At 54.3% G+C, this 19,690-nt stretch carries 19 protein-coding genes; 10 read left to right on the top strand and 9 right to left on the bottom strand.

Annotated elements, in window-relative coordinates; genetic code table 11:
• Positions 1-83: 83 nt before the first annotated feature.
• The 3 genes from HMPREF3107_RS07325 to ribBA all read left to right on the top strand — a co-directional run bounded on the left by HMPREF3107_RS07325 (position 84) and on the right by ribBA (position 2,833).
• Positions 84-521, top strand: a complete 438-nt coding sequence (locus HMPREF3107_RS07325; protein WP_070454659.1) for a peroxiredoxin — start codon at positions 84-86, stop codon at positions 519-521.
• 5 nt (positions 522-526) lie between these two features.
• A complete protein-coding gene (gene xerD / locus HMPREF3107_RS07330) occupies positions 527-1,399 on the top strand; it encodes a site-specific tyrosine recombinase XerD (protein ID WP_070454661.1) in 873 nt (290 codons plus the stop codon).
• A 102-nt stretch (positions 1,400-1,501) separates the two neighbouring features.
• Positions 1,502-2,833, top strand: coding sequence for a bifunctional 3,4-dihydroxy-2-butanone-4-phosphate synthase/GTP cyclohydrolase II (gene ribBA / locus HMPREF3107_RS07335; protein ID WP_070454663.1), 1,332 nt, complete (start codon positions 1,502-1,504; stop codon positions 2,831-2,833).
• Between the two features lie 132 nt (positions 2,834-2,965).
• Here the strand turns inward: ribBA and HMPREF3107_RS07340 are convergent, their stop codons facing one another.
• Entirely contained in the window at positions 2,966-3,385 is a 420-nt protein-coding gene (locus HMPREF3107_RS07340) for a Spy/CpxP family protein refolding chaperone (RefSeq protein WP_070454665.1), read from the bottom strand.
• Positions 3,386-3,677: 292 nt separating this feature from the next.
• Between HMPREF3107_RS07340 and rpe the strand changes: the two genes are divergently transcribed.
• From rpe to HMPREF3107_RS07370, 6 genes are all read left to right on the top strand, one after another.
• Positions 3,678-4,361, top strand: coding sequence for a ribulose-phosphate 3-epimerase (gene rpe / locus HMPREF3107_RS07345; protein WP_070454695.1), 684 nt, complete (start codon positions 3,678-3,680; stop codon positions 4,359-4,361).
• Between the two features lie 92 nt (positions 4,362-4,453).
• On the top strand, positions 4,454-5,770 hold the full coding sequence (folC, locus tag HMPREF3107_RS07350) for a bifunctional tetrahydrofolate synthase/dihydrofolate synthase (protein WP_070454667.1): 1,317 nt from the start codon (positions 4,454-4,456) through the stop codon (positions 5,768-5,770).
• A gap of 17 nt (positions 5,771-5,787) precedes the next feature.
• On the top strand, positions 5,788-7,278 hold the full coding sequence (locus tag HMPREF3107_RS07355; protein ID WP_083284650.1) for an SPOR domain-containing protein: 1,491 nt from the start codon (positions 5,788-5,790) through the stop codon (positions 7,276-7,278).
• A gap of 115 nt (positions 7,279-7,393) precedes the next feature.
• Positions 7,394-7,891, top strand: coding sequence for a CvpA family protein (locus tag HMPREF3107_RS07360; RefSeq protein WP_070454672.1), 498 nt, complete (start codon positions 7,394-7,396; stop codon positions 7,889-7,891).
• 18 nt (positions 7,892-7,909) lie between these two features.
• Positions 7,910-9,448 (top strand): amidophosphoribosyltransferase, encoded by a 1,539-nt coding sequence (purF, locus tag HMPREF3107_RS07365; RefSeq protein WP_070454674.1) that lies wholly within the window; start codon positions 7,910-7,912, stop codon positions 9,446-9,448.
• Between the two features lie 70 nt (positions 9,449-9,518).
• On the top strand, positions 9,519-10,151 hold the full coding sequence (locus HMPREF3107_RS07370) for a hypothetical protein (RefSeq protein WP_070454676.1): 633 nt from the start codon (positions 9,519-9,521) through the stop codon (positions 10,149-10,151).
• Positions 10,152-10,241: 90 nt separating this feature from the next.
• On the opposite strand, the gene nusB is transcribed toward HMPREF3107_RS07370, so the two are convergent.
• From nusB to HMPREF3107_RS07395, 5 genes are all read right to left on the bottom strand, one after another.
• Positions 10,242-10,673 carry a transcription antitermination factor NusB gene (gene nusB, locus HMPREF3107_RS07375; protein WP_070454678.1) on the bottom strand — a complete coding sequence of 144 codons (432 nt, stop codon included), beginning with the start codon at positions 10,671-10,673 and terminating at the stop codon, positions 10,242-10,244.
• Positions 10,674-10,695: 22 nt separating this feature from the next.
• Complete coding sequence (gene ribH, locus HMPREF3107_RS07380) at positions 10,696-11,163, bottom strand: 6,7-dimethyl-8-ribityllumazine synthase (RefSeq protein WP_070454680.1); 468 nt, start codon at positions 11,161-11,163, stop codon at positions 10,696-10,698.
• 121 nt (positions 11,164-11,284) lie between these two features.
• Positions 11,285-11,602 (bottom strand): DUF2185 domain-containing protein, encoded by a 318-nt coding sequence (locus HMPREF3107_RS07385; protein WP_049248596.1) that lies wholly within the window; start codon positions 11,600-11,602, stop codon positions 11,285-11,287.
• 73 nt (positions 11,603-11,675) lie between these two features.
• On the bottom strand, positions 11,676-12,557 hold the full coding sequence (locus HMPREF3107_RS07390) for a DMT family transporter (protein WP_070454697.1): 882 nt from the start codon (positions 12,555-12,557) through the stop codon (positions 11,676-11,678).
• A gap of 361 nt (positions 12,558-12,918) precedes the next feature.
• Positions 12,919-13,449, bottom strand: coding sequence for a restriction endonuclease (locus HMPREF3107_RS07395; RefSeq protein ID WP_070454682.1), 531 nt, complete (start codon positions 13,447-13,449; stop codon positions 12,919-12,921).
• Between the two features lie 164 nt (positions 13,450-13,613).
• Here HMPREF3107_RS07395 and HMPREF3107_RS07400 point away from each other — a divergent pair, with 164 nt between their 5' ends.
• Positions 13,614-14,648 (top strand): ACP S-malonyltransferase, encoded by a 1,035-nt coding sequence (locus tag HMPREF3107_RS07400; RefSeq protein ID WP_070454684.1) that lies wholly within the window; start codon positions 13,614-13,616, stop codon positions 14,646-14,648.
• A gap of 378 nt (positions 14,649-15,026) precedes the next feature.
• On the opposite strand, the gene HMPREF3107_RS07405 is transcribed toward HMPREF3107_RS07400, so the two are convergent.
• The 3 genes from HMPREF3107_RS07405 to uvrA form a co-directional block, all read right to left on the bottom strand.
• A complete protein-coding gene (locus tag HMPREF3107_RS07405; RefSeq protein ID WP_070454699.1) occupies positions 15,027-15,557 on the bottom strand; it encodes an REP-associated tyrosine transposase in 531 nt (176 codons plus the stop codon).
• Between the two features lie 264 nt (positions 15,558-15,821).
• The gene (locus HMPREF3107_RS07410; protein ID WP_070454686.1) at positions 15,822-16,664 is read right to left on the bottom strand and encodes a putative phage abortive infection protein; all 843 of its coding nucleotides are present in this window, start codon (positions 16,662-16,664) and stop codon (positions 15,822-15,824) included.
• Positions 16,665-16,687: 23 nt separating this feature from the next.
• Positions 16,688-19,561 (bottom strand): excinuclease ABC subunit UvrA, encoded by a 2,874-nt coding sequence (gene uvrA / locus HMPREF3107_RS07415; protein WP_070454689.1) that lies wholly within the window; start codon positions 19,559-19,561, stop codon positions 16,688-16,690.
• Positions 19,562-19,690 lie beyond the last annotated feature (129 nt).

Here is a 19,690-nt window from a genome sequence, read left to right on the forward strand (position 1 = left end):
CCGTCTGAAAAAGAAGATGTGTCTTCCAAGCCTTGCCTATTGTTTTCAGACGGCCTACCATCGCGCTTTTTCAGGAGTGCAAAATGCCGTATCAATTTACCTTGCCGTCATCGTCCGGCCGCGATTTCGATTCTGCCGGCCATCTGCCGCTGGTAGTTTATTTCTATCCGAAAGACAGCACGCCCGGCTGTACCACCGAGGGTTTGGACTTCAACCGCCTGTTGCCGGAATTTCAGGCTTTGGGTTATACGGTGGTCGGTATTTCGCGCGACGGCGTGAAATCGCATCAGAATTTTTGCGCCAAACAGGGCTTCCAATTTGAATTATTGAGCGACAAAGATGAGGCCGTCTGTAAGCAGTTTGACGTTATCAAGCTGAAAAAACTCTACGGCAAGGAATCGCTGGGTATCGAACGCAGCACGTTCGTGTTGGACGAAAACGGCGAAATTTCCCATGAATGGCGCAAAGTCAAAGTGGCCGGACATGCGCAGGAAGTGTTGGATGCTTTGAAGGCCGTCTGAAAACCATGAGTGATTTGACCGACCGTTTTCTCGACCACCTTTGGCTTCAGGAACGTTTGAGCGCAAATACGCTGGCGGCCTACCGGCGCGATTTGAACAAAATCGCCGTCCGTTTGGCGGGGCAGGGCGAAGACTGGCTGTCGGCCGACGGCAGCGGTTTGGCTGCCGCCGTTTACCATCCCGACGAAAAAACGCGTTCGCAGGCGCGGGCATTGTCGGCCTGCAAACGGTTTTACGGCTGGCTGCTGGAAACGGAACAGCTTTCCAACGACCCGACCGAATATCTGACCGCGCCCAAGCAGGAACGCACCCTGCCCGCCATCGTGAGCGAAAGCCAAATCGAAATGCTGCTGGCCGCCCCCGATACCGACAGCCCGCACGGCCTGCGCGACAAGGCTTTGTTGGAATTGATGTATGCCTCCGGGCTGCGCGTCAGCGAGGCGGTCAAGCTGACGTTGGGTGAAATCGATTTGCAGCGCGGCCTGGTCGTTACCATCGGCAAAGGCGGTAAACAGCGTTTGGTGCCGATGGGTGAAGAAGCCTCATATTGGATAGAACGTTATCTGGCACAGGCTCGTCCCGTTTTGCTGAAAAACGCCCGCTGCGACGAATTGTTTGTCGGACAGAAGCGCAACGGCATCAGCCGCCAGCTGGCATGGATGATTGTTGACAAGTATGCCGAAGCGGCCGGCATCCGCCATCTCAGCCCGCACAGCCTGCGCCATGCCTTTGCCACCCATCTGGTCAATCACGGCGCGGATTTGCGCGTCGTTCAAAGCCTGCTCGGCCATGCCGATATCAGCACCACCCAAATCTACACCCATGTCGCCAACGAACGGCTGAAAAATATCGTCTCCGAACACCATCCGCGAGGATGAGGCCGTCTGAAAAACGTTTTTCCGACTGCAAATGGGTAAAATGTTTACTTGACGGTAAATAAAGGCATACAATGCCGCTTCCATACTATTCAGTAAACTTTCATGAACATCACCGAACTGCGCCGCGCCAACCTGCGGCAGTGGATAGACGAACGCTGCGGCGGCAGGCAGGCACTCTTCGCCCAAACCGCCGCCGTCAATCCCGGCGAGCTTTCCGCCCTGTTGAAAAACAAATCTTTCGGCGAAAAGAAGGCCCGCAAAATCGAACAGGCCGCCGCGATGCCCGCTATGTGGCTCGATACCGTCCACGCCCCGTCCCAAAATTTACAAGAAGGTAAACACACCATGACAGCCGTTTCCACCATTCCCGAAATCCTGGCCGACATCAAGGCCGGCAAAATGGTCATCATCACCGACGCCGAAGACCGCGAAAACGAAGGCGATTTGGTGATGGCCGCCCAATTCGTTACCCCGCAGGCGATTAACTTTATGATTAAACACGCGCGCGGGCTGGTTTGCCTGCCGATGAACGACGAATTGGTGGACCGCCTGCGCCTGCCGCAGATGACGCAGAAAAACGGTGCGCAATACGGCACCAATTTCACTGTTTCCATCGAAGCCGCAGAAGGCATCAGCACGGGTATTTCCGCCGCCGACCGCGCGCATACCATTCAGACGGCCGTTTCGCCCGAAGTGCGGCCGGAAGACATCGTCCAGCCCGGACATATTTTCCCGCTGCGTTCGCAAAAGGGCGGTGTGCTGGTGCGCGCCGGGCACACCGAGGCGGCAGTGGATTTGGCACAGATGAGCGGCCTGATGCCCGCCGGCGTGATTTGCGAGATTCTGAACGACGACGGCACGATGGCGCGTATGCCCGAACTGATGAAGTTTGCCGAAGAACACGGCATCAAAATCGGCACGATTGCCGACTTAATCGAATACCGCAGCCGCACGGAAAGCCTGTTGGAGGAGATGGGCGATACGCTGGTTCATACGCCTTGGGGCGAGTTCCGCCAGCACGTTTATGTGGACAAGCTGTCGGGCGAAACCCATCTGGCATTGGTGAAAGGCGAAATTTCCGCCGACAGGGAAACGCTGGTGCGCGTGCACGAGCCGTTCAGCGCGATGGACTTCCTGCAAATCGACCCCAACCATTCTTGGCCGCTGCCCACGGCACTGTCGCACCTCAGCCAGGCCGAAAGCGGGGTGGCCATCCTGCTGCACCGCACGGAGGACGGTTCCGCGCTGCTGGAGCGCACCCTGCCGAAAAACAGTTTCCAAGTGAAAAAATGGGACAGGAAAACCTACGGCATCGGTGCGCAGATTCTGGCCGGACTGGGCGTGCAGAAAATGCGCGTGATGGGCAAGCCTTCCTCTATGAACGGTTTGAACGGTTTCGGGCTGCAGGTAACGGGCTTTGAGGAGGCGGAATAGGGCAGGGATTTCAGATGGCCCGGATAATGTTTTCAGGCCGTCTGAAAACATTACATTCGCCTGAATGCGACAAACCCGACCATGATGCCGTTGATGCGGCAACCGGTCGGGTTTGATATTTTTTGCGGCGGTTCAATACAGGCACTTTTGCAGCCAAATCCGCTGCTGGGCGGGTGTCAGCGAATGATAAAACTTATGTTGAACGGACAATTCGTCTACTGCGAATTGCAGGCCGTAGCCGTACCGCTCGCTGACATAACGCTGAGCCTGCCTTTCGTCGAAGTGCGGATTGGACAATACGCGCAGCAGGTTGTCCCGAAGCGGGCGTTCGCTTCCCCTGTTTTGCAGGTTCAGCTTTTCCACAGCCTGCTTGTATTCTCCGCGCAGGCCGCGCAAGGATTCGTATTGATCGCGGCTCAGGTTCAGTTGGCGGATGTCGCAGTTCGGATGAAAATCCTGAATGGTCAGGGCCGAAGCGGGGAGGGACAGGCAGCTTAAGGGCGCGCTGACTGCGAGGATACCCAGGATTCGGCGTTCGGATGGAGTAAACACGGTATGACCTTCTTATCTTCTGTTCGGGCTTCGAAATTAAGGCGGAAATATACGGGGACGACGTGTCAAACACGGTATAATAGCCGTAAACTTGGGTAAAACAAATAACGATTGATTAAATATTATGCGCTCTGCCGGTTTTAACGGTTTGCCGCGCCGTTTTTTGTTGTGAAAATACAATTTCAAAAAATTTTATGTTGAATGAAAATGCAGACGGCCGTTGATACGCAGCGGCCCGTCAGGCAAAAAGAACGAACCGGTTGTGCGCCATTTTCAGGAAAAGGAAGCCGCTATGCAGAAATTCCGCATTGCCCCCAGCATTTTATCTGCCGATTTTGCCAGATTGGGCGAGGAAGTCGGCAGCGTTGTCGAGGCCGGGGCGGATTTGATTCATTTCGATGTGATGGACAATCATTATGTGCCCAATCTGACTTTCGGCCCCATGGTGTGCGCCGCGCTCAAACCTTATGCTTCGGTGCCGGTAGACGTTCACCTGATGGTGGAGCCGGTGGACGATTTGATTGTTGCCTTTGCCAAAGCGGGGGCGGACATCATTACCTTCCATCCCGAAGCCAGCCGCCATGTGGACCGCAGTTTGAGCCTGATTCGCGAACACGGCTGTCAGGCTGGATTGGTGTTGAATCCGGCGACTTCGGTGTCGGTTTTGGAAAACGTGCTCGACCGTTTGGACATGGTGCTGCTGATGTCGGTCAATCCGGGATTCGGCGGTCAGGGCTTTATTCCGCATACTTTGGAAAAAATCCGCCGTACCCGCGCTTTATTGGACGAATATCAGGCGGTTGCGGGCAGGCGGATTGCTTTGGAGGTGGACGGCGGCATCAAAGTCGGCAATATTGCCGAAGTGGCGGCTGCCGGAGCGGATACCTTCGTAGCAGGATCGGCGATTTTCGGGCAGCCCGATTACAAAGCGGTTATCGGGCAGATGCGTGCCGAATTGGCCAAATCCGCCAGATAAGGAATTGAGGCCGTCTGAAAGCCGCCGTGCGACGCAAAAACAGGTTTTCAGACGGCCTCCTATATCAAACAGCAAACAGAAAAGGCAAACAAATGAAATCTCTTGACGAATGGCTTTCCCATCTGGAAACGGCACACAGCAACGGCGTAATCGACATGGGTTTGGAACGCGTCGGCGAAGTGCGCCGGCGGATGGCATTGCAGCCGGAATGCCCCGTTATCGTAGTGGGCGGCACCAACGGCAAAGGTTCGGTCTGCGCCTTCCTGACCCATATCTACAAAGAGGCCGGTTTCAAAACCGGCACGCTGACCAGCCCGCACCTTCTGCGTTACAACGAACGGATTGCCGTAAACGGCGGGCCTGTGCCGGACGAAGCCATAACCGCCTCATTCGAGCGCATCGAAGCGGCGCGCGACGATATTTCGCTGACTTATTTTGAGTTCAATACCTTGGCCGCAGTGGATATTTTCCTACGCGAACGTGTGGACGTGATGATATTGGAAGTCGGCCTCGGTGGGCGTTTGGATGCGGTAAACGTATTTGACGGCGACGTAGCGGCGGTAACCAGCATCGATTTGGACCATCAGGCGTTTTTGGGCGATACGGTCGAACAGGTCGGTTTTGAAAAAGCCGGGATTTTCCGCGCGGGCAGACCGGCCGTCTGCGGGCAAAATCCGCCGCCGCAGTCGTTGGCGGCGCATGCCGCCGACATCGGTGCGCAGCTGCTGCTGGCCAAACGCGATTTCAGTTTCGGCAAATTGGAAAACCAACAATGGTCGTTCCGTTTCCATCCCGAACACGGCACGCTTTTTTCAGACGGCCTCAAACGCAACCGCAACGCCCTGCCCATGCCGGCCTTGCGCGGCGGCTATCAATTGGGCAATGCCTCAGTCGCCCTGGCCGTTGTCGAATGCCTAGGCGACCGTCTGCCGATTGATGTGGGGGCAATCAAACGCGGCCTGCTGTCGGCGGAAAACCCCGGCCGCTTCCAAGTGCTGCCCGGACGGCCGCTGACCGTCTGGGATGTCGGCCACAACCCGCACGCCGCCCGCGCCATGCGCCAAAGCCTCATCGGCCTGCCTTTCGCGCAAAAACGGACGGCCGTATTCAGTATGTTGGCCGATAAAGACATAGACGGCGTATTGGAAATCGTGAAAGACCAGTTCGACGTTTGGTACGTCGCCCCGCTCCATCTGCCGCGGGGCATGGATGCGGCCGCACTGCAGGCCAAACTGGAAGCGCACGGAATCTCCAATATCCGAATGTTCGGCGACATTGCCTCGGCGTATCACGCCGCTTTTGCCGACAGTACGGAAAATGATAGAATTGTGGCCTTCGGTTCCTTCCATACCGTAGCGGAAGTGATGGAACATCAAGACAAACCCACCGGACACCACGCCGCCGGGTAAGACAGACAAGGTTCAAAATGGCAGACAAACGATTGGATTCGATGAACGAATACGAGCAATTAAAACGGAAAAACCGCCGCCGCCTGGTAGGGGCTTCAGCCATGGTACTGGTGGCGGGCATCGTATTCGGTGTCGCTGTAAACGGCGGCGACGAGGGCGGCAATGCTGCCCAGAACATCAGCATCAATAAAGACGGCGGGCAGCTCGAAATATTGACCCCCAAGCCAATCGAGCCTGCGGGCGGCAAAACCAGACAAGACGAATTGGAAAATCCGCTGCTTGCCGGCGGCAGTTCGGCTCAGGATGAAGCCGCCAACGACACCTTTGAGATGCCGTCTGAAAAGGCCAAGGAAGTGCCGCCCGTATATGAATTGAAGGAAGGCCAGGAAACAGTAGAAGCGCAAGGCGACGACGGCAACGTGCACACTGTGGTAAAAAAAGCCGAACCCAACAATGATTACGACCGGCAGCCGCTTCCCGCCATAACCATCAACAACAGCAACAAACAGGCAGCGGAAAAAGCCGAGCGCAAAGCAGCGCAAAAAGCAGCCGAGGCTAAACGCCAGGCTGAAGGAAAAGCCAGGGAAATAGCGGAACGGAAAGCCGAAGCCGATCGTTTGGCGGCAGAAGAGGAAGCGGCCGAACGCGCCAAACGGGAAGAAGAAGCCCGCTTGGCCAAACAAAAACAGGAAGCCGAGGAAAAACGCCTCGCCGAAAGACAGGCTAAAGAACAAAAAAGGCTGGAAGCGAAACAGCGCGCGGAAGAAAAGCGTTTGAAAGAAGAAGAACGTCTGGCCGAATTGAAACAACAGCGTGAAGAACGCAAGCAGGCCGAAATGAAAAAGGCTGAGGAAGAGAAGCGTCTGGCTGAGCAGAAAAAACGTTTGGAAGAGCGCAAACAGGCTGAAATGAAAAAGGCCGAAGAAGAAAAGCGTCTAGCCGAACAGAAAAAGCGTTTGGAAGAACGCAAACAGACCGAAGCGAAAATAGCGGATGAAGAAAAACGTCTGGCCGAACGCAAGAAACGGCTGGAAGAACTCAAACAGGCCGAAGCAAAAGTAGCGGAAGAAGAAAAACGTTTGGCCGAGCGGAAAAAACGTTTGGAAGAGCGCAAACAGGCCGAAGCGAAAAAGGCCGAAGAAGATAAGCGGTTGGCCGAACAGAAAAAACGCGACGACGCCAAAAAAACCGCCGGCAACAAAGCCCAGCAGGCATTGGAAAACAAATCCAAGCCCACCAAGGCTGATCCGAAGGAAATATTGAATAACCAGAAAGGCCGGCGTGCGATGATACAGGCAGGTGCTTATAATTCGCAGGCGCAGGCCAAAAAAGTCCAGCAACGCTTGGCGGATGCCGGATACAGTGCCTCCATCAACGAAGTAGACACAGCCAAAGGCAAGGTCTACCGTGTACGCACCGGTAGCTTCAGCAGCCAGGAAGCGGCACAGAATGCTTTGGCGAAAATCCGCCTGCAAGGTGTCGACGGCGTGGTGATTTTGGGTAAATAGCCCGAAAAGGCCGTCTGAAAAGTGCTGCATACGGTATTTTCAGACGGCCTGACGTATTTTGCCCGAAGCAGGATTTTTCAGACGGCCACCATAATGGCTGCCCCTTGATAACGAAATGACCTTATTCGATATATTTGCTTTATGTGCCATCGGCCTCTCCGTGGTGCTTGCCATAATGCGCGGCCTGGTTGGAGAAGTGTTGTCTTTGGTCAGCTGGGTGCTGAGTCTGATTGCGGCCAAAATGGCGGCCCAGCCTTTGGCTGAGACGGTTTTCAGCTTTATCCGGCCGTCTGCTTTGGCGGCCGTGGCGGGCTTTATTGCGGCGTTTGCCGCCGCTTTGCTGCTGCTGTTTTTTTTACGCTCCCTGCTGACCGGTGCAATCAAGGCAATCGGTTTGGGGGGCGTGAACCGTTTTCTCGGCGCGGTGTTCGGCCTGCTGCGCGGTTTTGCCGTGGTCACGCTGGCCGTTTTGGTTTGCGCTTTTACCGATTTGCCAAAGAGCGATGAATGGCAGAATGCCTACAGTTCGCCATTTTTCGAAGGAGCGGCTTCGGTGGCCGTGCCGTACTTGCCGGAATATCTGGCGAAAAAAGTCAGTTATCCGTCGTTTTAACTGTTGGGGGAGAATTCAATGTGTGGTGTTTTCGGCCTTGTGGCACACGAACCGGTAAACCAGTCGCTGTATGACGGTCTGCAAATGTTGCAGCACAGGGGGCAGGATGCGGCCGGTATTGCCACATTGGAAGGTTCCACCTTCCATATGCACAAAGGAAAGGGCATGGTGCGCGAAGTGTTCCGCACCCGTAATATGCGCGATTTGACCGGTTCTGTCGGCATCGGCCATGTCCGCTATCCGACGGCGGGTAATGCGGGCAGCACGGCCGAGGCGCAGCCGTTTTATGTCAGCTCCCCGTTCGGCATCGTGCTGGCGCACAACGGCAATCTGACCAATACCGACGAGCTGTACCAAAGCGTGTGCGACAAACACCTGCGCCATGTGAATACCGGTTCAGATTCCGAAGTGCTGCTGAACGTTTTGGCGCATGAACTGCATCGCGAGGTTGCCGCTTCAGACGACCATAAGTTGGAACTCGACCATATTTTTAACGCAGTCGGCGAACTGCACCGCCGGGTACGCGGCGCGTACGGCGTGGTGGCATTGATTGCGGGCTACGGCCTGTTGGCCTTCCGCGACCCGTACGGCATCCGTCCGCTGGTGTTGGGCAAACAGACCAACGATAAAGGCGAAACGGATTGGGGTGTGGCTTCCGAATCCGTCGTTTTCAACAGCCTGGCTTTCGAATTGGAGCGCGATGTCGCGCCGGGTGAGGCCGTATTCATCACCCTTGACGGCAAATTGCACAGCCGCCAATGCGCCCGTCAAAGCAAACTTGCGCCCTGCCTGTTCGAATATGTTTATTTTGCCCGCCCGGATTCCGTTATTGACGGCGTGTCCGTTTACCAAGCGCGCGTCAATATGGGGGTTAAACTGGCAGAAAAAGTCAAAAGGGAGTTGGACTTGAGCCAAATCGACGTCGTGATGCCGATTCCCGATACCAGCCGCCCCAGCGCGATGGAACTGGCTGCATATTTGGGCAAACCGTATCGCGAAGGGTTCATCAAAAACCGCTACATCGGCCGCACCTTCATCATGCCCGGACAGGCGACGCGTAAAAAATCCGTGCGGCAGAAGCTGAATCCGATGGACAGCGAGTTTAAAGGCAAAAACATTCTGTTGGTGGATGACTCCATCGTGCGCGGAACCACCAGCCGGGAAATCGTCGAAATGGCAAAAGCCTCCGGCGCGGAAAAAGTGTTTTTTGCCTCCGCCGCGCCGGAAGTACGCTACCCGAATGTTTACGGCATCGATATGCCGACCCGGGAAGAGCTGATTGCCAACGGACGCACGGCGGCCGAAGTTGCGGCGGAAATCAGTGCCGACGGCTGTGTGTTTCAGAATTTGGACGAATTGAAAGCCGTTATCCGCGAGATGAATCCGAAAATCGAAGCTTTCGACGATTCCTGCTTCAGCGGCCTCTATCTGACCGGCGACATCGATGAGAACTATCTGCAACGCCTGTCGGCCAGCAAATCGTCGGGCGCGGCAGCCTTTGTGCAGCCCGGCCTGATTGACCACAGTGTGCGGGTGGAAAACGGCAACGAAGAATAGACCGTCTGAAAACCCCCGCAGTTTAAATTTCCATTTTTATTTTTTATCTGTTTGAATTGGAAGCAAAACCATGAAACAAACCCTACGCTTTACTGCCCTATTGTCTGCATTGGCTCTGACTGCTTGTCAGCCGGAAAACAGCACCAAGCCTGCCGCGTCCGATGCACAACCCGTTGCTTCTTCAGCTGTTTCCGCATCTTCGGTAGCTCCCGAAGCCGCTGCCGCAAGCGGGACTCATGCCCCCGTTCCCGCAGCAGGCAACAACAACGAAGACCCGGCGTTCAAAGCCGATGCCTTGGTGTTGTTGAAAGCAATCGAAGAAATCGGCGTACAGAGTTCCACTTATCTGGATTCCGACGAAATGAGGCAGAAGGTTGCCGAATTCGGCAAGTCTAAAGACGAGGCGCAGAAAAACAAACTGGCCGTCGAAATTTACCAAAGCAATATCAATCTGTACCGTGATGCGGTGGAAAAATTGAAAACCTTGCAGGTAAAAAATCAGGATGTAGTCGGACTGCGCGATTTGTGGATTAAAAAATTCGAGACCGACATCGAATTGTTCAACATCCAAATCAAAGAGCAGGGCAAAGGTTTGACCGACGCGCAGATTCAGGAGAAATACAAAGACATTTACCGCCAAAACCGTGATTTGGCGCAGGATGCGGCCGAGCAGAATATGGCGCTTTACAAACGATCCCGTTAAGCCGTTCGATTAAAACAGGCCGTCTGAAAATGCCGCTGCGAAAGCGGGTGTTTTCAGACGGCCTGTTTCTATATGCGGATGCCGTTTTGTTTATGGCGCGCGTTTCGGATCGTTTGGACGCAGTTGTACCGACAGTTTGTCCAAAATGCCGTTGATGAATTTGTGGCTGTCGGTGCCGCCGAAGGTTTTGGTGACTTCGATGGCTTCGTTGATGATAACCGGATACGGCGTTTCGGGCATCGCACTCAGTTCGTGGCAGGCCATCAGCAGGATGCCGCGCTCAATTGGGTTGATGTCTTTTTCATCGCGGTCGAGCAGGGGGCGGATGATTTGCATGTATTCCGCGCTGTTGCCGTGCGCGCCGAAAAACAGGGCGGTGAACAAATCGGCATCTGCACGTTTGAAGTCGGCGGCTTCGCGGATGTTTTTCGCCACTTCGGGTGCGGAGGCGTGGTTCAACGCGGCCTGATAGAGGGCTTGGACGGTGAATTCGCGGGCGCGGCGGCGGGGGCTGGTTTTCATATCGTGTTCCTTTCAGACGGCCTCAGTCTTCTTGTTCGCCGAGGAAGAAGTTGATCAAATTGCCGCACTCCACGGCCACGACTGCGGCATCCTGCGCTTTTTCAACGATGCGGGCATGTGCCTGTTCGTCGTTTTCGGTGGTCAGGATGGCATTGGCGACGGGGATGCTGTAATCCAGAGTCAAGCGGGTGATGCCGGCGGCCGATTCGTTTGAGACCAATTCGAAATGATAGGTTTCGCCGCGGATAACGCAACCGATGGCAATCAGTGCGTCAAAGCGTTGCGTGCCGGCCATCGATTGCAGCACCAGCGGTACTTCCAATGCGCCGGGTACGGTGGTTACGGTGATGTTGTCATCCTTCACGCCCAGTTCGTGCAGTTTTTCTACGGCGGCTTTGAGCATGGCCGAGCCTACTTCGTTGGTAAAGCGCGCTTGGACGATGCCGATACGCAGATGTTCGCCGTTCAGGTTCGGTTCTATGATGTTCATGATGATTTCCTTTCGGGTTGATACCCCTGACCGAATACGGCGGGGCGGATGTTCCGTTTGACGCGCTGCGGCGTGCGTTCAAATACGTTCAGACGGCCTGAGGCCGTCTGAAAAAACGGTTTTATTCTTTCGGCTGCCAGTCGCCGACGGCTTGAAATCCTTCTTCCGTCCACTCCCACGCGCCTGCCTTTTCCTGAAGCAGCGGCAGGATGTCGGGATTGGATGCGGTGATTTCTCCGATGCCGCACACGGTGAAGTTGTCGGGATTGTCGGTGTAGCCGTCGCTTTCGTCGCCGCTGAAAAAACGCCAGCCGCTGTCGTTGTCGAAAACCGGTTCTTCGCGGTACATAAAGCCGACGGGGCGGCCGGAAACGCTGATTTCTTTGGTGGCGACGCAGAGGTCGAGTGCGGCGGAAAGGGCTTGGGCAAACTTATTCATCGGTTTTCAGACGGCCTGTGGGATAAGGGCGTGATTCTACACGAAAGGCAGGCCGGATAGGAGATTCGGCGGCTCAATGCGCCTTTGTTTTCAGCGAACCTAAGTAAATCGCCAGCAAGGTCAGCGCGGCACCGCCCCATTGTACGGCGTTAATCGGTTTGTCGAGCCAGAAATAATCGATTAGCAAGGCGGCAACGGGTTCGCTCAGCAGCAGAAGGCCGGTCAGCGACAACGACAACAGCGGTATGGCGTAGGCAATCAGCCCCCAGGCGAAACACTGCATAACCGCGCCGTAAACCAAAACCAACCCGATGTCGCGCGCCGTTGCGGGATACAGCCGGCCCCAGTCGAAAACCAAAGTCGGCAACAACAACGCCAATACGCCGCCGATGCTGACCAGCAGCATCATGGGAAACAGCGCGGTCGGTTCGGCTTGATGCGTTTTGCGGATAAACGTCATCGACAACGCCAGCATCCCGCCCGAAATAATGCCGCTGACAAACCCCCAAACCGCATTGCCGTTATGGCCGAACTCGGGGAATGCAATCATCGCCACGCCGCCGACAGCCATAATCAGGCTGAAGATTTGCAGCTTGTTCAGCCTCTCGTCAAACAGGAAAAAGCCGATGGCGGCAAGGAAAAAAATCTGCAAACTGTTGAGCAGGGTGGAAATGCCCGGGCCGACGCTGTAAATGCTTTCGTGCCACAAAGCCAAATCGATGCCGAGTGCGGCACCCGAGAGCAGGGCATAGGCAAGGGCGGTTTTGTTGCGCGGCAGTTTCTGGCCGAAACGCCGTGCCAGAAACCAAAAGACCAAGCCCGAAATCAGCAGCCGCCACCACGCGATGGCATAAGCACCCACGGGAACGAATTTGACAATCAGGCTGCCGAGGCCGAAGACGACACAGCCGACCACCAGCAAAGGGGCGGCATAATGATTGGATGGTGCGGACATGGTATTTTTCTTAGAAATATCGGGGCGGGTGCGGACGGGCATTCTAGCCGAAGCACTGGCGGCAGACAAACCGTCCTTCAGCAGCTTTAAAATGCGGCGAAGCCAAACAAGGCAGGAAAAGCCATATCAAAATACGGTAGGCCGTCTGAAAATATTGCGGCTACTATTTTCAGACGGCCTCTATCAAAATGGGCGCACAATTTGATGCAGGCAGAACGATGCCTGCATCAAAATTGATATGGGATTTTGGCAAAAGAATACCGATTTGCTTAAAAAGGCATTGATAAAAGACGGATTGATTCTTCCGTCATCTCTCCAAAAACACAGCTTCTTTACATTGATTTTTTAAGCCGGATTCGGATTATCCGCATGCCTTTGCCGCCGCCTTAATCCGCAGGATTTCCTTCACAAACGCCGCCAATTCGGCCGCAAAATCCGTATCGCCCAGCCGTCCGACCAGTGCAAACGTTTCCTCTTTGCCGCCATCGTCCGCCGTCAGCGTTTCGCCGCCGAAATGGCGGAAGAACAATTCCTTGCCGCCGCGGATTTTGCCGCGGTGCAGCACCCAGACGCCGCCGTCGCCATCTTCCGCGAACACGCCGGAAACGGCGCGGTTCAAGCCTTCGGTGGGGAAATTGATTTCTGCCGCAATCGACACCTTTTTGCCGGCCACGGGCTGGCCGATGCCGAAGCCGTTCCAGCATTTTTTGCCCTGCGCCTGCATGGCGTACCACAAATCCAATTCGGGCGAATAAGACACTTCAGCTTCAAAGCCACCACCCGCACCCGATACGGTGCAGGCTGCTTTTTGCGGCAGCGCGGCCAGCAGGGTTTCGGCAAACAAGGCTTGTGCGGCGGCGAGTTTTTCGGGGGCGATGATCACGGCGGGCATGGGGTTTCCTTTCAACAATAAAACGGAATGATAACGCGAAATCAATAAGGCCGTCTGAAAACCATGTTTGATTTGAGTGCGTGGCACAAGCGTGTTGTTCGTCATACAATCATCGTATTAAGTTTTGCAAACCGTTCAACACCGATTACGGAGGGAGTGAAACCATGAACCAACTGCAACAAAACCGCCTGCCGGAACATTTTTATGACGAACCGTTCGCATTGTGTTTTTCCGGGCAGGGCTTTGATTGGATAAGTAGCCTGCGCGAAGCTTTGGCCGACGGGGCGCGGGACAGGGCAAACGAAGTGGCCGCCGCTGCCGCCCGAATTTTGGCGCCTGTGGCCGGGCAGATTGCCGCTGCCCGCCCGCAGGGTTTCGAGCCGGTAAAATGGGCGGAAAACGGCGTGGACGGCATCGATTTGGTGTGTGCCGCCGTGAGCGTGCCCGGCATTTTCCTGTCGCAAATCGCCAATCTGCACACGCTGGAAGCGCGCGGGCTGGACAGCCGTAAGGCGGCGGGCGTTATCGGGCATTCGCAGGGCATACTTGGGCGTTCTCTGATACGCGAGCCGCAGCACGCCGCCGAACTGCTGGCCTTGGCTGAATTGATTGGCGCGGCGGCCACACTACAAGGGCGCGCAACGGGTATGTATCTGCACGACGGCCTGCATCCGATGGTGATGGTGCAGGGCGTGAGCCGCGGGCAGATTGCCGCCGCGATTGACGACCTGTTCCCCGCAGATTCGGCCGCCCGCCCGTGTATCGGCTTGCAGAACAGCGCGGACGGTTGTGTCGTCAGCGGCAAGCCCGAATCGGTGGCGCGCGTGTGCGGCGTGTTGTCGGACACGGTGAAAGACGAAAACGGCCAAACGCCCGAAAACCTGCTGTGGCGGCTGGATGTGGAAGTCGGCTTCCACCACCCTGCCATGCTGCCCGCCGTAGCGCAAGTGGCCGAATGGGCGGCAGCCTGCGGTTTGGATGCGGAACAGGCACGCGGCATCGCGCAAAATGTGCTGGTCAATCCCGTGGACTGGGTGGCCGAATGCCGCAGCATGGCCGCGCTGGGCGTACGGCGGATTTTGGAAATCGGCCCCTCCGGCGGCGTGGCCATGCTGACGCAGGCAGTGTTGGACGGGGAAGGAATCGAAGTGCTGGATGTTTCCGGCGCGGAAGGTAAGGCGGCGTTGTTTGGCGGATAACGGCGATTTCTGATTTTTAAAACTGCGGCTGCCACTAAGTTAAGAAAAGGCTACCTGAAAACGAAAGAAGTGAGTTTCTGCGCAGCTAAAACGAAAGAAGTGAGTTTTAAATTCGTTGAAGCTCACGCTTTCAGGTAGCTTTTAGATTGATGGGAAGGCTTTATCTATATTTGAGACTGTCGATTTTTCAGACGGCCTCTGATGCCGTCTGAAAGTGGCAGCTTCAACGAAAGTAAATGTGGAAACGGCAAACCGCCAATCAAATAACCGCGTGCGTGCCGCACACACCCTACACGTTGGTTTTGAAGTTCCTCATGATTCATGGGTAGGGTGTGTGGCGCAGCCACGTACGTGGTCGGTAGTTTTTTATTATGGCATTCACTCTCCAAAACTCATTACCGCTGTTTCTTTTGTACCGGCCCAATCCAATGGCAGCCATCCATCCCGCACATAACGGTGAAACGACGAAAATGCCCAGTCGCGGACATTACCACACAATCCATGTTTGACGGGATTGAAATGGATGTAGTCCGCGCAACGTTGCAAATCCGTTTCGTCGCGCAAGGTGTGTTCGTAAAAACGCCGTTGCCAAATACCGCGTTCGTTCTGCCGCTGTTTGCTGGCAGACAGGTTTTCGGCATGAGGGAAATGGGCGGAGAATTTGGTTTTAATCAGCCGCCAGCGCAGGGAATAATCCGCATCGTCGGGCGGCAGCGTCCAAATGGCGTGAATGTGGTTCGGCAGCACGCATACGGCGACGGTTTCAAAGGGATATTGTTTTTGCACATCCATATAAGCCTCACGCAATAGGTCGATATGTTCGACAAGCAGGCGCGATTTTGGATCGGCGAGTTTGACGGTGAAAAAGAATGTGCCGCCGGCAATGAAGTTTCTGCGATAACGCGCCATAGGATTTTTGTTTGTGGTTTGGTGTTGGAGAAGGGATGGTTTGTTGTTTAAGGTTTTAACTTTGTTCAATTTGACGCTTTCAGACGACATTGGAGGCCGTCTGAAAGCGCTAGCTTCAACGAAGTTAAAAGTTAAAATGGCAAACCGTCAATCAAACAACCGCGTGCGTGCGTACCGCACACACCCTACACGTTGGTTTTGAAGTTCCGTGTAATTCACAAGTAGGGTATGTGGCGCAGCCACGCACGCGGTTGGATATGCAGTCTACAGCTTGTTCTTAAGTAATCTTTGATTTTCTTGTTGTTCATCATATTCGATACAAATTTCGTGATTATCACCATAAGCTGACTTATTATACTTAATTAAATCAGTAGATGAAATTTCATTTTGAAGATGTTCAAAAAAACTATATTTTTCTATCAGTGGTTTAAATTTTTCAATCCCCCATCTTGATAATCCACTATAGAATAAGAAAAATAACTCATCACTAGAAATTTGTGCTCTCAGCATATGTATATAGAAAGTCTTTTGTTCTTTATTTAATATGCTGGATGAGTCTACATATTTTATAGTGGTATAAACTGCTCTAAAATAATGGCTCAACACTCGATGAAGAAATTCTTTGTAAAAATCTTCATATTTTCCAATATTACCATTTGAGTGGCTCACTATCTTTTCTAGAATAAAATTATCTCTCAGTATAATGAAAACTATTCTTCCTGATATATTTCCTGGAATATCTATTTCATATTTTTTAGAGTCTTTTGGATTGTTTTTATTAGGATAAATTTTATACTCAACTTTTCCTTTAAAAAGACTAATCCCAGCAATAATATCTCTGATACTATTTAGCTGCTGAAAAAAATGGTCTTCAAATTGCCTTGAATTTCTTTCTTTGTTTCCAGCATACAAGGCAAAAAAAGCACCTACCATTGCTAGCCCTGTAAAAATTGTGTTTAACCCTCCATATGTATCCCCCCATTGTCCAAGCTTTTCTTGCTCAACTAACCCAGTATGCTTTGAAATTAGTACGGGGTAATACCACCAAATAAGTACCACAATAACGAAAACAAACAAAGATAAAATTTTAAACTTCCATTTATTCATTTTTACATCCCAGTTCTATGAATTTAAGATAATAATTTTCCCAAATACTTCCCAGTATAACTCCCCTTAACCTTCGCCACTTCCTCGGGGCTACCTGAAGCGATAATTTTACCACCACCATTACCGCCTTCGGGTCCTAAATCCACAATATAATCAGCCGTTTTTATAACGTCAAGATTATGCTCGATAATCACAATCGAGTTGCCTTTGCCTTTCAGACGACCTATGACTTCCAGCAGCAGGGCGATGTCGGCGAAGTGCAGGCCGGTGGTGGGTTCGTCGAGGATGTAGAGCGTTCTGCCGGTGTCGCGTTTGGAGAGTTCCAGGGCGAGTTTGACGCGTTGGGCTTCGCCGCCGGAGAGGGTGGTGGCGGATTGGCCGAGGCGAATGTAGCCGAGGCCCACGTCCATCAGGGTTTGCAGTTTGCGCGATACGGTGGGGACGGCGTCGAAAAATTCGCGGGCTTCTTCGACGGTCATGTCGAGGACTTGGCTGATGTTTTTGCCTTTGTATTGGATTTCGAGGGTTTCGCGGTTGTAGCGTTTGCCGTGGCAGACTTCGCAGGGGACGTACACGTCGGGCAGGAAGTGCATTTCGACTTTGATGACACCGTCGCCTTGGCAGGCTTCGCAGCGGCCGCCTTTGACGTTGAAGGAGAATCGGCCGACGTTGTAGCCGCGTTCGCGCGAGAGGGGTACGCCGGCGAAGAGTTCGCGGATGGGGGTGAACAGGCCGGTGTAGGTGGCGGGGTTGGAGCGCGGGGTGCGGCCGATGGGGGATTGGTCGACGTTAATGACTTTGTCTAGGTGTTCGAGGCCTTGGATGTCGTCGTATGGGGCGGGTTCTTCTTGGGCGCGGTTGAGTTCGCGGGCGGTGATTTTGGCGAGGGTGTCGTTAATCAGGGTGGATTTGCCGCTGCCGGATACGCCGGTGATGCAGGTAATCAAACCGAGCGGCAGTTCGAGGGTAACATTTTTGAGGTTGTTGCCGCGCGCGCCTTTGAGGACGAGCATCCGCTCGGGATTGACGGGCGTGCGTTCAGACGGTACGGCAATGGATTTTTTGCCGCTGAGGTATTGTCCGGTAACGGATTTTTCGCATTTGGCGACGTTTTCGGGTGTGTCGGCAATCAGTACGTTGCCGCCGTGTTCGCCCGCGCCGGGGCCCATATCGACGACGAAATCGGCTTCGCGGATGGCATCTTCGTCGTGTTCGACCACAATCACGCTGTTGCCCAAATCGCGCAGGCGCTTGAGGGTGGCAAGCAGGCGGTCGTTGTCGCGCTGGTGCAGGCCGATGGAGGGTTCGTCCAATACGTACATCACGCCGGTCAGGCCGCTGCCGATTTGGCTGGCGAGGCGGATGCGTTGGGCTTCGCCGCCGGAGAGGGTTTCTGCGGAGCGGCTCAAGTTCAGGTAATCCAGTCCGACGTTAATCAGGAAGCCGAGCCGCTCGGTGATTTCTTTGAGGATTTTTTCGGCGATTTGTTTTTTGTTGCCGTCCAAATCCAGCGTTTCAAAGAATTGGTGGGTTTTGGTCAGCGGCCAGGCGGAGACTTCGTGCAGCGGTTCGCCGCTGACGTAAACGTAGCGGGCTTCTTTGCGCAAACGTGCGCCGCCGCAGCTTGGGCAGGCGCGGTGGTTTTGGTATTCGCGCAGTTTTTCGCGCACGGTTTCGCTGTCGGTTTCGCGGTAGCGGCGTTCGAGATTGGGAATGATGCCTTCGAAGGCGTGGCTGCGGTTGAAGGTGGTGCCGCGTTCGGACAGATAAGTGAAATCAATGACTTCTTTGCCCGAGCCGTGCAGGATGACTTTTTTGACTTTTTCAGGCAGCGTTTCCCAAGCAGCCTGCACATCGAAACCATAATGCCGCGCCAGCGATTGAATCATTTGGAAATAGAACTGGTTGCGCTTGTCCCAGCCGTCAATCGCGCCCGTTGCCAGTGATAATTCGGGATGCGCGACCACTTTTTCGGGGTCGAAGAAATTGGTGTTGCCCAAGCCGTCGCAAGTCGGGCAGGAACCCATTGGGTTGTTGAACGAAAAGAGGCGCGGCTCCAATTCGGGTAGGCTGTACGAACACACGGGGCAGGCGAAACGTGCGGAAAACCAATGTTCTTCGCCGCTGTCCATTTCCATCGCCAGCGCGCGCTCGTTGCCGTGGCGCAGCGCGGTTTCAAAACTTTCCGCCAGCCGCTGCTTGATATCCGCCTTCACTTTCACGCGGTCGATGACCACGTCGATATTGTGTTTGATGTTTTTTTCCAGCTTCGGCACTTCGTCCAACTGATAGACCTCTCCGTCCACGCGCACCCGCGCAAAACCTTGCGCCTGCAAGTCGGCAAAGAAATCGACAAACTCGCCCTTACGCTCGCGCACCGCCGGCGCCAGAATCATCACGCGCGTGTCTTCCGGCAGCTTCAACACGGCATCGACCATCTGCGACACAGTTTGGCTGGATAGCGGCAGATTGTGTTCGGGGCAATACGGCGTGCCGACGCGGGCGTACAAAAGGCGCAGGTAATCGTGGATTTCCGTTACCGTGCCGACGGTGGAACGCGGATTGTGGCTGGTGGATTTCTGCTCGATGGAAATCGCGGGCGACAGGCCCTCGATCAAATCGACATCGGGTTTGTCCATCATCTGCAAAAACTGCCGCGCATAGGCGGAAAGGCTCTCGACATAACGCCGCTGCCCTTCGGCATACAGCGTGTCAAACGCCAGCGACGACTTGCCGCTGCCCGACAGCCCGGTTATCACCACCAGCTTGTGGCGCGGAATGTCCAAATCGACGTTTTTCAAATTATGCGTGCGCGCGCCGCGGATGCGGATGGTGTCGTTGTCGCGGGCTTCTGAACGGGGAGTTTTGCTGTCGTTTTGATGATGGTGGTTGCACATGGTTTTTTGAGGCCGTCTGAAAAATTAGGAAACCCGTCATTGTAGCACTTTTCCCACCTTCGTCTTTTGCTCCTTACAGCGAGGCTATTAAAGAGAAAGGCCGAGACCTTTGCAAAATCCCCCCAAAAT

It is taken from the genome of Neisseria sp. HMSC31F04 (genome assembly GCF_001807735.1).
GTDB lineage: Bacteria > Pseudomonadota > Gammaproteobacteria > Burkholderiales > Neisseriaceae > Neisseria > Neisseria elongata.